Annotated in this window: 8 protein-coding genes and 1 pseudogene; 7 read left to right on the top strand and 2 right to left on the bottom strand. The window is 40.5% G+C overall.

Features of this window, described 5'->3' with window-relative positions; all coding sequences use genetic code 11:
* The first annotated feature begins 156 nt into the window (after positions 1-156).
* The 3 genes from ebgA (at position 157) to PGX00_RS10690 (ending at position 5,262) form a co-directional block, all read left to right on the top strand.
* Complete coding sequence (gene ebgA / locus PGX00_RS10680) at positions 157-3,252, top strand: beta-galactosidase subunit alpha (protein WP_272136042.1); 3,096 nt, start codon at positions 157-159, stop codon at positions 3,250-3,252.
* Positions 3,252-3,719: a beta-galactosidase subunit beta gene (locus PGX00_RS10685; RefSeq protein WP_272136045.1), complete on the top strand. Its 468-nt coding sequence runs from the start codon at positions 3,252-3,254 to the stop codon at positions 3,717-3,719. Before ebgA ends, PGX00_RS10685 begins: the two co-directional genes overlap by 1 nt.
* Positions 3,720-3,828: 109 nt before the next feature.
* Positions 3,829-5,262: an amino acid permease gene (locus tag PGX00_RS10690; protein ID WP_272136047.1), complete on the top strand. Its 1,434-nt coding sequence runs from the start codon at positions 3,829-3,831 to the stop codon at positions 5,260-5,262.
* 100 nt (positions 5,263-5,362) lie between these two features.
* Here PGX00_RS10690 and rraA read toward each other — a convergent pair whose 3' ends face one another.
* Complete coding sequence (rraA, locus tag PGX00_RS10695; protein WP_272136049.1) at positions 5,363-5,842, bottom strand: ribonuclease E activity regulator RraA; 480 nt, start codon at positions 5,840-5,842, stop codon at positions 5,363-5,365.
* A gap of 382 nt (positions 5,843-6,224) precedes the next feature.
* On the opposite strand from rraA, the gene glmS reads away from it, so the two are divergent.
* The 4 genes from glmS to PGX00_RS10715 are packed head-to-tail and all read left to right on the top strand — an operon-like array spanning position 6,225 to position 10,781.
* Positions 6,225-6,638: a methylaspartate mutase subunit S gene (gene glmS, locus PGX00_RS10700; RefSeq protein ID WP_272136053.1), complete on the top strand. Its 414-nt coding sequence runs from the start codon at positions 6,225-6,227 to the stop codon at positions 6,636-6,638.
* On the top strand, positions 6,635-7,999 hold the full coding sequence (locus tag PGX00_RS10705) for a hypothetical protein (RefSeq protein WP_272136055.1): 1,365 nt from the start codon (positions 6,635-6,637) through the stop codon (positions 7,997-7,999). Before glmS ends, PGX00_RS10705 begins: the two co-directional genes overlap by 4 nt.
* Positions 7,996-9,219 (top strand): glutamate mutase L, encoded by a 1,224-nt coding sequence (locus PGX00_RS10710; RefSeq protein ID WP_272136057.1) that lies wholly within the window; start codon positions 7,996-7,998, stop codon positions 9,217-9,219. The genes PGX00_RS10705 and PGX00_RS10710 overlap by 4 nt, the downstream gene beginning before the upstream one ends.
* Positions 9,210-10,781 carry an AMP-binding protein gene (locus PGX00_RS10715; protein WP_272136059.1) on the top strand — a complete coding sequence of 524 codons (1,572 nt, stop codon included), beginning with the start codon at positions 9,210-9,212 and terminating at the stop codon, positions 10,779-10,781. Before PGX00_RS10710 ends, PGX00_RS10715 begins: the two co-directional genes overlap by 10 nt.
* A 70-nt stretch (positions 10,782-10,851) precedes the next feature.
* Here PGX00_RS10715 and PGX00_RS23105 read toward each other — a convergent pair.
* Positions 10,852-14,054, bottom strand: a pseudogene (locus PGX00_RS23105) (DUF748 domain-containing protein).
* Positions 14,055-14,333 lie beyond the last annotated feature (279 nt).

Here is a 14,333-nt window from a genome sequence, read left to right on the forward strand (position 1 = left end):
AACGTTGAATTTGTTAAATCGCTTCCATGATTCTACTTAAATAATCAGTAATTGGTGACCAGGTTAAAGTTATCGACTTTAAGATAAATATTTTAGTAAAAGTTTTACTAAAATATTCCCAAGTTATCTAAATAGTAATTTTTACGAGGAGAAAACGTGAACAACTGGGAAAATTTCTTCAAGTTACATGAGAATCGCTTGGCACCTCGTGCCTACTTTTTTTCATATGATTCTATAAATGCTGCAAAGACATTCCAACGGGAGCTTAGCAGCCATTTTCAACTGTTAAGCGGACAATGGAAATTCGATTATTTCACTAATCCCTTGTTGGTACCTGACGAGTTCTACACAACAAATATGTCCAGCTGGGGAGAAATTACCGTCCCTAACATGTGGCAAATGGAAGGGCATGGTGATCTTCAATATACAGATGAAGGGTTTCCATTCCCTATTGATGTGCCATTTGTTCCTTCAGATAACCCAACAGGCGCTTATCAGCGTACTTTCGTTCTTAGTGATAGTTGGGATGATAAGCAGACCATTCTTAAATTTGATGGCGTGGAGACCTATTTTGAGGTTTATCTAAATGGTGAATATGTTGGTTTTAGCAAAGGCAGTCGTTTAACCGCTGAGTTTGATGTATCTGATTTTGTCCATACAGGAGAAAACCTACTCTCTGTTCGCGTAATGCAATGGGCTGACTCCACCTATATTGAAGATCAAGACATGTGGTGGACGGCCGGTATTTTCCGAGACGTTTATTTGGTAGGCAAAGAGCCTGTTCATGTCCGTGACTTTACAGTCCGCACTGAATTCGACCAAAGTTACCAAAGCGCCACACTAGGTTGTTCCGTTGAGTTAGAAAACCTTAACCACAACGATTGTTACACCAATTTAGAGTATGTCTTACTTGATGGAAATACCGTCGTTAGTGAGGGTTGTGTTGAAAACTTATTGGTTAAAGACAGCTTACATACTCAATTCTCAATTGACATTATTAACCCAACTCATTGGAATGCCGAAAATCCCTATTTATACCAGCTAGTCCTTACGCTTAAAGACGATAAAGGCAATCTATTAGAAGTGATCCCACAGCGCGTTGGATTTCGTGACATCAAAGTACGCGATGGATTGTTCTACATTAATAACAAATACGTGATGTTACATGGCGTAAATCGTCACGACAACGATCATTTAAAAGGCCGCGCTGTTGGCATTGATCGGGTCGAGAAAGACATCGTTTTGATGAAACAACACAATATCAATTCGGTACGCACTGCCCACTACCCTAACGACCCTAGATTCTATGAACTCTGTGATATCTATGGGTTATTCGTTATGGCGGAAACCGATGTCGAAACCCACGGTTTTGCCAATGTGGATGATCTAAGCAGAATAACTAATGACTCTGCTTGGGAGACTGTATTTGTTGAACGTATAGAACGTCATATTCACGCTCAGAAAAATCACCCATCTATCATCGCATGGTCATTAGGTAACGAGTCTGGCTACGGCTGTAATATTCGTTCAATGTATCAAGCAGCAAAAACTATCGATGACACTCGCCTTGTACATTACGAAGAAGATCGCGATGCAGAAGTCGTCGACATAATATCGACCATGTATTCACGCGTACAACAGATGAATGACTTTGGTGAGTTCCCTCACGGCAAACCACGTATTATTTGCGAATACGCTCATGCGATGGGTAATGGACCAGGAGGATTATCTGAGTATCAAAACGTTTTCTATCAGCACGAGTCAATTCAAGGTCATTATGTTTGGGAATGGTGTGATCACGGAATTTTAGCCAAAGACGAGTCAGGTGAAAGCTTCTATAAATATGGTGGTGACTATGGTGATTATCCAAATAATTACAATTTCTGCATGGACGGTTTGATCTACTCAGATCAAACACCAGGCCCGGGTTTAAAAGAATATAAGCAAGTGATCGCCCCCGTGAAATTGCGCGATTTTGACGCTAACCAAGGTTCAATTGTCGTCGACAATAAACTTTGGTTTTCCAATATCGATGACTACACCATTACCGCAGAAGTTCGTGCCGAGGGAGAAACGATCGCAATTGAACAGATTGTTGTATTAGAACTCGCAGAAAATTCGAGCCGAAAACTCACATTGAACCTCCCAGAACTCGACGACAGAGAGGCCTTTGTTAATTTTACGGTACGTAAAAACTCACGCACGCTCTACAGCGATGCTAATCACGATATTGCTGTGTATCAATTTAAATTAAAGGAAAATACCGCCGTCGTTAAGCTCTTTGAGCATAACAATACCACACCGCTAAAAGTTGTTGAGTCTCGCCTAGAATATCGAATAAACGGCCACAATTTTGCTCTTTGTTTTTCTAAATTAAACGGAAAACTCACCTCATGGTTTGTGAACGGAAAAGAGCTAATAGTCTCTGAGCCTAAGCTTAACTTCTTCAAGCCTATGATCGATAACCATAAACAAGAACATGATGGTTTATGGGAACCCGCGCATCTTCAGATTATGCAAGAGCATTTCCGTACACTAAATCTAGAGTTAGTAGAAGGTAAAGTCGAAATCACAACCACCAGCATTATCGCGCCGCCAGTCTACGATTTTGGCATGCGTTGTACTTACCGCTATCAGATCTGTCCACAAGGATATATCAATATTGAGTTGAGTGGTGACCGGTATGGTGACTATCCGCATGTAATTCCAGTCATTGGATTTGATCTCGGTATTAACGGTGATTTTGACCAAGTGCAATATTACGGTCGGGGGCCAGAAGAAAACTATCAAGACAGTAAGCAAGCAAACCTCATCGACATCTACCAAACCACCGTAGACGATATGTTTGAGAATTACCCTTTCCCTCAAAACAATGGAAACCGTCAAGACGTTAAATGGGCCGCTTTGTTTTCTCGTCAAGGGAATGGTTTAGCTGTAAAACCTCAGCGCGAAATGAATTTTAGCGCATGGCTTTACACCAATGACAATCTACATCAAGCCCAACATACCAACGAACTCACAAGAAGCGGTTATATCACCTTAAATCTAGACCACAAAGTGATGGGATTAGGGTCAAATTCTTGGGGCAGTGAAGTGCTAGATTCTTACCGCGTATACATGGATGCCTTCCGTTATGGGTTAACGTTAATTCCGTTCAATTCTGGAGATTGCTCTGCACAAAAACTAATAAGCCACCATTTCGATACTGGTTTCTTTACTTCCGCAACTTCAAGTAAAAACGAGGAGGAATGATGATCATTCTAGACAGCCTAGAACAGTTTAAATCTGTATATCGCGATGGTCGTAAGTGGAACCGTTGCGTCGAAGCAATCAACAACATCAACAACCTAAAAGATGGCGTAATGTACTCAATTGGCGATTCATTAACATACATGATTCAAAGTAAGGACAGCAATCCGGTTAAAGCAAACGAATTAAAAACATTTACAGGGAATCGTCGATATCTAGAGGTTCACTACTACCTAGATGGTGAAGAAAGTATTGAGTTTGCAGATAAAGCGTCACTGACAGAGCAAAACCGATACAACGATCAAACCGACAGAGAATATTTACTTGGTCGCGGAACGATTAAGACCCTAAAAAAAGGTCAAGTTGTTATCTATTCCAATCAAAACGCATACCGAATTAACCAGAGCAATCTTGTTCGTAAAGTGGTGCTACGAGTCACCGTTGAAGATGGTTACTTTCTAAACAAATAACGCAAGTCACACTAACTAAGTTAGTAACAAATATGGAGGCAACAAGATGAATTTAACTTTTCTTTTGCCTCTCAACTAAACATAATAACTAGTACTTTCGGAGAACATTATGTCTGAACAACTTCGTGGCACGATAGGTAAATTTGCCTTGCTATCGATGACATTTGCAGCGGTATTTAACGTTCGCAATATTGTAAACAACAATATAGAATTGGGCTTAAGTTCAGCGCCTATTTTTCTACTCGCCACCGTCGTCTATTTTATTCCATTCGTCTTTATTATTGCTGAGTTTGTATCAGCAAATAAAAATTCGGAATCAGGAATGTATGACTGGCTTAAACAACCCCTAGGTACAAAAATGGCTTATTTAGGCTCTTTCCTGTACTGGTTTGTTAACTTGTTCTGGTTTATTTCTTTACTGCCAAACGTAATCGCCTATGCGTCTTACGCCATGCTTGGTTACGAGTTTGCTTTCTCCCCTATTGTCACGTCTATCATATCAATTGTGCTTTTTGCTGCAGCTACACATATTTCGACTAAAGGTGCTTCTTGGTTAGGTAAAATTGCAGAATTCGTTGCCTATGGCGTGTTCGCACTGTTTGGCATTTATGTTGTTGGCGCGCTACTCGCTTTAGGTGGCGACCACGTCCCTGTTGAGCCAATCTCATTAGAGGCGATGACACCAACGGTAAACTGGGCAACATTGGGTATTATGTGCTGGATTTTCCAAGCCGCAGGTGGTGCAGAAACAGCCGCAGCCTACTTAAACGATGTAAAAGGAGGCCAAAAAAGCTTTATTAAGGTGATCATTGGTGCTGGTGTCGCAATCGGTGCCATGTACGCTGTTGGTTCACTGTTAGTTAACGTATTCGTTGCAAGAGAAGACTTAAGCTACTCCGGTGGTATGGTTGAAATATTTACCGGCATGGCACAGTACTTCGAACTATCTGAAGCAATGGTTGGACGCTTTGTGGGTGTGGTTCTATTCATTGCCATGTTTGGTTCTATGATGATGTGGACAGCCGCACCAGTGAAAATTCACTTCTCTGAAATACCAAAAGGCGTATACGGTAAGAAGACAACTGAACTGAATGAACATGGCGTTCCCGTTCGAGCAGCATGGTGGCAGTTTGCTTTCGTTTTCTTCATGCTTGTGGTTAATGGATTCGGCTCTGAATCTGTGCAAGATATGATGAATACGGCCATAAACCTAACAGCCGGTACCGCAATGTTACCGCCTATCTTTATCATGGTGGCTTACTTTGTATTCCGTTGGAAATACGACGATACACCTCGTGAATTTCAAATGGGTTCTCGCAAATTTGGTATGACGGTCGTTTCAGTGCTTATCACTATCTTTGTTGTAAGCATGACAGCCTCGGCATTCCCTGCGGGAACCGACTTAGTTGACGCCTTCTTTGTTAACGTATTTATGACGGCAGTCTTCTCTGGTATTGCTTACTGGTGGATTTCTCGATTTGAAAAGAAGCAATTACTGAAGGGTAAAGCCGCTGAACAAAAAGAGTCCGCTATACAATCCTAATTGAAAGCATTATAAACATACCTAAACAAAAATCCCCGATCAATCACCATTGACCGGGGATAACATTAGCACTACTGTTTTTTTAAAGATAATTCAGCAGTTATACAATCTTCTCTTCTGTAACAATAACGCCATCAGTATCGGCATACAGGTAATCACCTGTTTTCACTTCAATCCCACCAAACGATAATGAAACATCTCTTTCGCCAGAAGTAACAGGAATAGACTTTCTTGAGCATGTTCCCAAAGCAAAAAGAACGACTGGAATGTCTTTAATCTGAAAGGTATCACGAATATAACCATTCACGATAATGCCCGCGTAATTATTGGCATTTGCAAACTTCATTAAGTTTTCACCAACAACAGCAAAATACTCTTGGTCCACATCAACCACAACCACTTTACCTGTGCCATCTTCATCTCTTAGCAGCTTGATAAGATCTGAGTTATTTTTATCCAATTTAATGGTAACAACTTCACCTTGGCATTTATCAGCACCACCGAAATTTTGGTAACCAGCACCTAATACACTTGTCTTCTCTGGATACTCATCACAGATATCTGCGGTAAAAAATTCCATAAATCATCCTTGTTTTCTACTAGTTTTAATCGTTTTAGTTAATTTCTCATTCTAGCATCCAAATTACCGCTTTTTACATCTTTTTTTAGTGTGGTATGCTGCATGCAACTGGATCAAAAAAGATGTCCGGACGCCTAGTAAATAATAATTAAATACGAGCTAAATTTAAAATTTGCCAACGATTATTATGCCCATGCGTCTGGTTAAAGATGGTTATTGTGACGAAACAATGGAATACGTCATCGGTGTTGCCTAAGCACTAGCCACCTTCTATCTTCTTGCACGAAGTACAAGAGTTATAGGTAACCTCACGTTCAAGGTTTACTTTAATACTCACCCAGACAGACAGGCACCCTAATAGGGAAATCAGGTATTTATTTTTATGAAAGTAGTGACTGGAGTAGTTGGCAACGATATCCACGTTGTTGCCAATCGGCTCATTGAACTCTCCCTCGATGCCAGAGGGTATGAAGTTTTTAATTTAGGTGTGAATACGCATCTAGAAGAATTTTTCGACGCGGTAGTGGAAACCGGTGCCGAAGTGCTGCTCATCTCTTCCCTTAATGGAGAAGCAGAGGGTTGGAGCCGCGAAGTTAGAGCGCTCAAATCCCAATACAAAGGATTAGATGATGTCATCATGATGATTGGTGGCAACTTAACCGTAGGCAGTGGCGATGCAGACGAAATAGTCAAAAAATACAAGAAATACGGCTTTGACTTGGTTTGTCATCAGATAGACCTAAATACCGGCCTTGACCTTTTAGAAGATTTTATAGAAAAGAGAGGTCAAGCATGAGCCTACTTCAAGAAGAAAGAGAAATAATCCTTAGTAATGAGTATGTAGACACCTTTGACTTTGACGAAGTAAAGGAGTTTGTAACCAACGCAGACAAAGAACTTTTTATCTCTCATCACTTCAAAAAGAAAGAAAAAATGTTAGTGCAACCGCGAGGTGGTTTTCCCACTTATAAAAAGCAATTTGCGCTAAACGAGTTTTTTGTTAATGCCAACGTTGATGTCCTTCCCCTTACCATTGACTCAAATACCCGACTTAACGACTACGGCACAGCGAAAAAGATGCTTCGACTTAGTGAAGAAAATGACGTCGATATGCTTAACGGTTATCCACTGGTGAATCACGGTTATCGCACTACCCGTAAAATGATTACCCATTTCAATAAACCCGTCAGTTTAAGACACGGAACACCTGATGCTAGGTTATTGATTGAAACAGCCATAGCGTCTGGCATCTTCGAAATTGAAGGTGGCCCAATTACGTACCTATTGCCTTATTCAAAGAATTTTCCATTAGACAAAGCCTTTATGTATTGGAAGTACGTAGAGCGTGTATGTGCTAACTATTCTAAGCTGAATGAGCCAATTAACCGTGAGTCTTTTGGCCCATTAACGGCAACGTTGGTTCCACCATCGATTACTATCGTTATCCAGTTATTAGAGATGCTGCTGTCTTTAGAGGAAGGCGTAAAGTCTTTTTCAGTCTCTTTTGCACAGCAAGGCTCAATGAATCAAGATATTGTTACCGGCGCGGTTATTAAGAAGTTAGCCAAACATTACGCTGAAGCGATTGGCTGCGGTGATGCCAGCATTCATTTAGTATATCACCAATGGATGGGAGCATTCCCAACCAATAAAAGCTACGCAGAGCAGCTCATTAATATGTCGACTGTGATTGCCTCAATGGTCGGTGCAGATAAAATTATCACCAAAACCCGTGAAGAAGCCGCAGGTATTCCAACCAAAGAAGCCAATGCTAAAACCGTAGCCGATACGCAATATACGTTGCGTATTCTTAATGGCCTACCAAATATTGTCGACGAGCAAGAAGAAGAGATCTTAACAGCTGAAGTAATGGCGATTATGGACGCAGTGTTTAACGACTCGGCCGATACATTATGGCGTAAAGTCTTCAACTGTATTAAATGCGGTATTATTGATGTGCCATTTTCTCCGCACATCATTAACCACAACAAGATGATTACTATTCGTGATGCGAACAAAAACATTCGAATCATCGACCGTGGGGGTGTACCGATCCCAGATCGTTGTTTTGAGTATGAGCGCGCCCAATGTGATCTCAACAAAGACACCACAAGCATCGTTAACGACATAATTCATGATATAGGCATTATGCAATGAGCCAGAACGTAGAAACGCTTTCTATAAGTGAAAAACTATTTATCGATATCGGCAGTACTTACTTTAAGGTCTCCGATTCAGAGCACATTGAGCAACATTTTAGAGACTTCAATAAAGATATTCTCGATGACTTGATGCACAAATGCGGATCGAAGGTTAGCCAATATGAAAAAGAAAACATTCATATCTGTTCTTCTGCGAACGGGGGCCTAAGCACATTGATCATCGGTGTAACAAAGTCTTTTTCACTGAAATACGCGACCAATATTGCCTTTAATTCAGGCATTAACATCATCGACACGATTCTTTACCAAAACATCGCAGACTACTCTGTCCCTAGCGATTTAGTCGACGTTGTAATTGTGGTCGGTGGTATTGATGCAAACAGTGGTATTTTTGGAGACCCACTCTTTAACTACCTAGAGCAGTTAAATTATTCCAACATTGTTTATGTTGGCAACGAGTCGGACGCGTTAGCACTATCTGAAAAACTAAAAGATTTGGTGACGTTGCCTAATATCATCGATAAGCGTTTACATATTGTCGAAGACAACCTTAAAGAGTATCTCACCAATCTTTATCAACTCGATATTGAAGGTAAAGAAGACATTAAGAGCCTCTATCAAATAACTTCTAATCAGATTTATTCTACTCCGTATATTGTCAATCAGGCATTGCCGCACGTAGATGCAAGTTACTCTGTGGTTGACCCGTTTATTGTGCTCGATATCGGTGGTGCAACAACCGATATTCACTACTCTAAAGACTTGGTTATCGATGGTAATATCGTGACTGAAAACGAATACGACCGTCTCGTGTTTAAAAAGCTAGGTGTCTATAAATCCAAACAGTCGCTTATCTTCGCCGCACAAAATAACGAATTCGTTTATGAACTACTGATGCACCTTAAGGTGACGGAAAACATTTTCCAAGAACAGAGTGAAAAAGCGACCAAGATTTTAATGCAACTCTCTATCTTTTTGGTCCTGTGCAAAATTTCACACTACCGAAAAGCGTATATTAATCTCAAGTTATTAGCGATTAACTCTATTGTCATCACTGGCGGTATTACTAAAGTACTTTCAAGTGAAGAGATTGAAGACATCATCGCCTTTTTCTATAAAAAAATTATGACGTCCGATCATAAGCCAGTCACTATTCTAGACAGCAACTATGATATTTGGACTCTTGGCGCAAAAGGAAAATTAGAATGTCAATAAACTGTATTCGAACCCTGCTAGAAAGTGCCGTTGAGACACATGCAGATAAGACCGCCATTTTGTTAGAAGACAGTCAGGTTACCTACGCTGAACTGTTTAAAAAAGTGAATCAGGTTGCCCTTTACCTTAAAGAACTTGGCTTACCTAAAAACACTCGTATTGGTATTTACTCAAATAAGCGCATTGAGCAGATGATTGCCGATTTAGCGGTGCTATCAACTGACTATATTTTAGTACCAATGAGCAAGATGCTAAAGCCAGAGCAAGTTAAATACATAATCAAAGATTGCGATATCAAGTGTATTATCACTGACAATATCAAACTTGAGAGCATCGAAGAGATTGAGTTTGCAGGTCATATCATCTCTTATGATTCGGCTAACAAAGAGATTGCCTCTTTCGAAGAGATCTACAAATACTATAACAAACCATACGAATGCGATATAAGTGGCCACGACTCAGCGCTTATCACCTACTCTTTCGGTTTATCAGGCACACCAAAAGGGATTGTGATTTCACATCGAAACCTCATTGATTCCGCGCGTGTCGTTTCTCAATACCTACAACTAAAAACAGACGATGTTATCTCTGGCGTGCTGTTTTTTAATCTTGATTACGGTCTAAATCAACTATTTTGTACACTCTACAAGAAAGCAACATTGGCGATGCACCGTTTTATTCTTCCAGAAGATTTCTTCAACCATTTGATAGACGATAAAGTGACGGTTCTGCCTGTGATGCCTGTGTACATCTCACAGATGTTTGATGAAGAATCCACACGTATTCCAAGTGCAGAACTGTTCGACCGTGTTAAAACCATCACTTCGTCCGGTGGTAATGTCACCGCAAGAATGATAAATGACTGTAAACGCACTTTCCGTAATGCTGACTTCTATTCCATGCATGGATTAACTGAGGCGTTCCGTTCGACCTACCTAGACCCATCACAAGTGCAGATCCGTCCAAACTCTATTGGAAAGCCAATACCAGATGTAGAACTCTATGTTATCAATGAAGATGGTAAAGAGTGTGCTCCGAGAGAAGTTGGCGAACTGATTCATCGCGGTGGCTACATTTACAAAGGCTACTGGAATGCGCCAGAAGAAACAGCGGAACGTTTTAAATCGGTCTCAATTCTAAAAGATGTGATCGACCTAGAAGGCCAATTAGTGGACGAGACCGTTGTGGCAACCGGTGATTATGTTTACAAAGATGAAGAAGGTTATTTCTACTTCGTTTCTCGTAACGATGACATGATCAAGACGAGAGGCTATCGCGTTTCTCCATTTGAAGTTGAATCCGTGGTACAGAAAAACATTCCTGGTATTGACCGTTGTGCCGTGTTTGGTATGGACAATGAGCTAATCGAAGAAGAAATCGTTTTAGTCTACTCTGCACCGAATCAGATAAGCGAAACAGAAATCTTATTTGAACTAAACAAACACTTGGCTTCTTATATGATTCCTAGCAAGGTCGTGTATAAAAAGTTCATGCCTTTACTACAAAACGACAAGAACCAAGTCAATAAAGAAGCGCTGAAGCAAGAACTGTCGGCAATATAACTATAACACCAACAGCAAAAAGTGGATTACAAACCAATAGGTTTATAATCCACTTCTCTCCTAACAACCTCTATCCTGCATCAATCGTCATAATGGCCTGACTCTGTTCGGTTTCCAGTTTGGTTTTACTGTCCACAATAAACACACGGCCGGGGTCTATCTCATGCTCAAGCAAGAATGTCTTAACGGCTCTCGCTCTGGCTTCCGCTAAGATTCCTAGTTCATGATCACTGATCTCTTGCGCTTTAAGCAACTGATTATACATGCCGATATGCAGCGTGGTGACAACCTGTTCTGGCAATATTTCGGCCCCTTCTTCTGCAGATTCAGCAAGCACCTTTTCCACTTTAAGCCGCTCTTCGTTTACATCAATATTTAACTCTTGGGTAAACAATGTTTGTAATGCATCAGCTAAAGCACCAGTACTAGGGATTCGACTTGCACTCAAGTCGTCTGGAAGCTCTGGTAAACCACTCGTTGATAGGAGTTTTTGTTGTAGTGCTGCTTCAGCTAACGCTCTACTGTCATCTGCTAACAAAACAGAACCTTCAACACTAATACGCAGATTTGGTCTCGCCTGTAACGCTTCTATTAGTTTCAATAACCTATCTTGTGCGACTGAATCTAGTTCAGCACTGCCGACTTGGTAGTTAATTAAATTCAGCTCTTCATCACTTCCCACTAAATCAGCCAAGAGTGAAAATGGTGCTGTAATCGCTTTGGTGATTATATTTACCAAGGCTTTCAAAATGACGCCACCAAAGCTAAATTCTGGGCTATCTACATCTCCGTTAACATCGAAACCAAGATCAATAACACCATCACCATCTTGCAATAAACCGACAGCCAAGGTAATGGGGAGGCTAGTAGCTAATGTAGATTCACTCGGTTTACCGAGTGTTAGCTGATCCACAACAATATGATTCGTCCCAGCAAGCTGGTTGTTCTCCAAACGATAGTTAATATCAAGTGACAGTTGCCCTTTATCAATATAGTAACCAGCGTAAGTACCGGAATAAGGGTTAACTGAGGTCAGCTCAACGCTGTTCAAACTAAAGTCGAGATCAAGAGATGGCGATTCACTAAGAGGATCTATTTCTCCAACAAGGGAAACTGGAGCATATTTATCTATATGACCTTTGATGTCGACCAATGCTTTGGTACCCGGTGTTGTAGAGATATTTTTTATAAAACCTTCTATAGATTCAATACCGGAAGCGAAACTTGGCGTCAGCGAAAAGTCAGCAAAAAAGCTGAACCATTTACGATCTGTATTTTTTCGATATCCATCTGGAAATCTGAACCACTCTCACTGGTTTTATTCACCACCGCTGCTTGGTTTGTCTTGTTAGGCTTCGACGTTGAAGCGCCAGACTCTTCCTCAGCTGTCGAGGTTGTTTCTGGGCTAGATTTAGAGACCGCACCAATATTTGTGCGTAGATCTTTGGCAACAATTACCTTTGCGTAAGGCGTATTAAGCAGTATGGTTTTTATATCCAAACGATTATCGGCCTGATCGAACATCAACGAATCGATAGACATTTGTTTCCATTTTAGAAGTGGTTCTTTTTGTAAAATATCTTTAAGTAATAATTGGTCTATCGTTAACTGTCCGTTAAAGATAGCCTTCCCTCGACTATTTGCCGTTAGCCCTCCTTTGGTACTGAGGTTACCTTGGCTCAAAATAATATTTAGATGAGGATCTAAATACGGTTGAAACTGTGTCAATTCCAAACCAGATAGTTGCAGCTGGCTGTTTAATTCTTCAGCCTTGATATCTAGTTTACCTTGACTGTTAAAAGTGCCTCGCACACGTTCCGGCTGCTTTTTCGTATCTGACGCAATACCAAAATCAAATTTGTAGTCGATAGGATCGCTAAGTTCACTGGTTATAGGCCCCAGACTAATATTAAGTGGATAGACACGCCAATGTACGCCGTTACTGATTAATCCCTCTTTAAGATTGATATCCATTTTCTGCATATCAAATGCATGAAGTTGTACTAACCACTCCTTGTTACTGTTTTCAAGCGAAGCAGCGTCTACATTGCCCTCAACCTGCGTTTGTTGCGCAGGTGAATTCTCTTTAACAACGGCTTGGTTTGGCTCGGATTTGGGTGTGAAGTGCTGTTGTAAATCAAGTCCTTTCTTACTTAGGTCTGCATCAACCCAAAGCCCGACCAACAACAGTTTTTCTAGTTCGACCACTTGGGAAGTCGTATCTAAGGAGATGCCTGTAAGATCCAGAGACGGCAGTTTGATTTGTGGGTTTTGGTTAATCTCAAATGCGACGTCCGCTAAAGAGAACTGCCCTTGGTTCGCTACAAATCCTAACTGTTCATTTTGTTGCTTAAGGTGATAATTAGCAGCGAAACTGACTTCGCCAGAAGCCAATTCAGCTTCAATCCTATTTTCAGTAAATGGCCAAAGTGGCGCTAACTGTAACTTTGCTAGGCTTAGCTCACCAGTGACTTCCAGAGGTTGAAGTTGAAATTGCCCTTTAGTCTGTATATGACTTTTATCGAGTCCATTCATACCAAATGTATATACGTTAGCCGTTTTATTAAGCGGTTCTGTTTTTTTATTGGTATCGGTTCCCGATGGTGCTGTCAATGTAAGCGCTGTCGTGTCCAGTTCACTAAGACTAAAATTGATATTCTGATAACCAAGTTCTACACCTGTTGGCTTATCTTCAAAATCGACCTGGCCATTATTTAAACTTATAACGTGTGCCTTAAAAGCAAACAATTTTTCTGGTACTTGCTGAACATCTTGTGCTGTATTTATCTCACTTTCATTGGCGTCGGTTGATTTGTTCTCGTCTAATTTTTCAATAATATCATTGAAATTAAAGGTCGTTTTATCACCGTCTGAGCTTAAACGCGCAAGTGAAATATAAGGGTATTGAATCGTTAGATGTTCTAGGGTTGGGGTAAGGTTAGAGATACTTTGCCAAAAATTAAACTCTGTTTTTAACTGCTTAATACTCACAAAGCGGTCTGATTTTTCTCGTGCTGAAATGGCAAAGTCATTCACTTCTACTCGTAGCAAAAATGGATTAATTTTAACCTCAGCAATCGCCACCTCTCGTCCAAGCATTTGTGTTAATTGCTTAGGGCCCTGAGATTGAATAACAGCCGGAAAAACAAGGCCAACCAACCCAGCATAGGCGGCATAACTCATTAATATATAAGTACATACCCTTATATATTTAGGAGCAGATTTAAAACGATTGTAAGCTCTCACAAAAACATTTTTCATACAGCAATCCATACTCTTAAATACAACGCAGCTATAAATAGTGCATTAAAGATAACTCTAATATAACTGTATCCTATAGGGTCCAGTTAAACCAGTGTGGCTAATGTAATTTGGGTATTGCAATTAAATTAATTTCTTATTAATATCCGCACCGTCTTTGGGGAGTAACTTGCCTAAACGCCTTTTTCGCGTTCTCGGTTTGTTCGTCAACATAATTGATGCAAAATCATCATGGCGTTCAAGATTCGGTTTACATCGAATTTAGTGAGACCATAGACAATGAACACTAAC

It is taken from the genome of Vibrio algarum, from assembly GCF_028204155.1.
GTDB lineage: Bacteria > Pseudomonadota > Gammaproteobacteria > Enterobacterales > Vibrionaceae > Vibrio > Vibrio algarum.

Excerpts from the sequence above, each read along its gene's own strand:
- PGX00_RS10715 (WP_272136059.1), top strand. The coding sequence starts at position 9,210 with ATGTCAATAAACTGTATTCGAACCCTGCTAGAAAGTGCCGTTGAGACA.
- rraA (WP_272136049.1), bottom strand. The coding sequence starts at position 5,842 with ATGGAATTTTTTACCGCAGATATCTGTGATGAGTATCCAGAGAAGACA.
- PGX00_RS10690 (WP_272136047.1), top strand. The coding sequence starts at position 3,829 with ATGTCTGAACAACTTCGTGGCACGATAGGTAAATTTGCCTTGCTATCG.
- PGX00_RS10705 (WP_272136055.1), top strand. The coding sequence starts at position 6,635 with ATGAGCCTACTTCAAGAAGAAAGAGAAATAATCCTTAGTAATGAGTAT.
- PGX00_RS10685 (WP_272136045.1), top strand. The coding sequence starts at position 3,252 with ATGATCATTCTAGACAGCCTAGAACAGTTTAAATCTGTATATCGCGAT.
- glmS (WP_272136053.1), top strand. The coding sequence starts at position 6,225 with ATGAAAGTAGTGACTGGAGTAGTTGGCAACGATATCCACGTTGTTGCC.
- PGX00_RS10710 (WP_272136057.1), top strand. The coding sequence starts at position 7,996 with ATGAGCCAGAACGTAGAAACGCTTTCTATAAGTGAAAAACTATTTATC.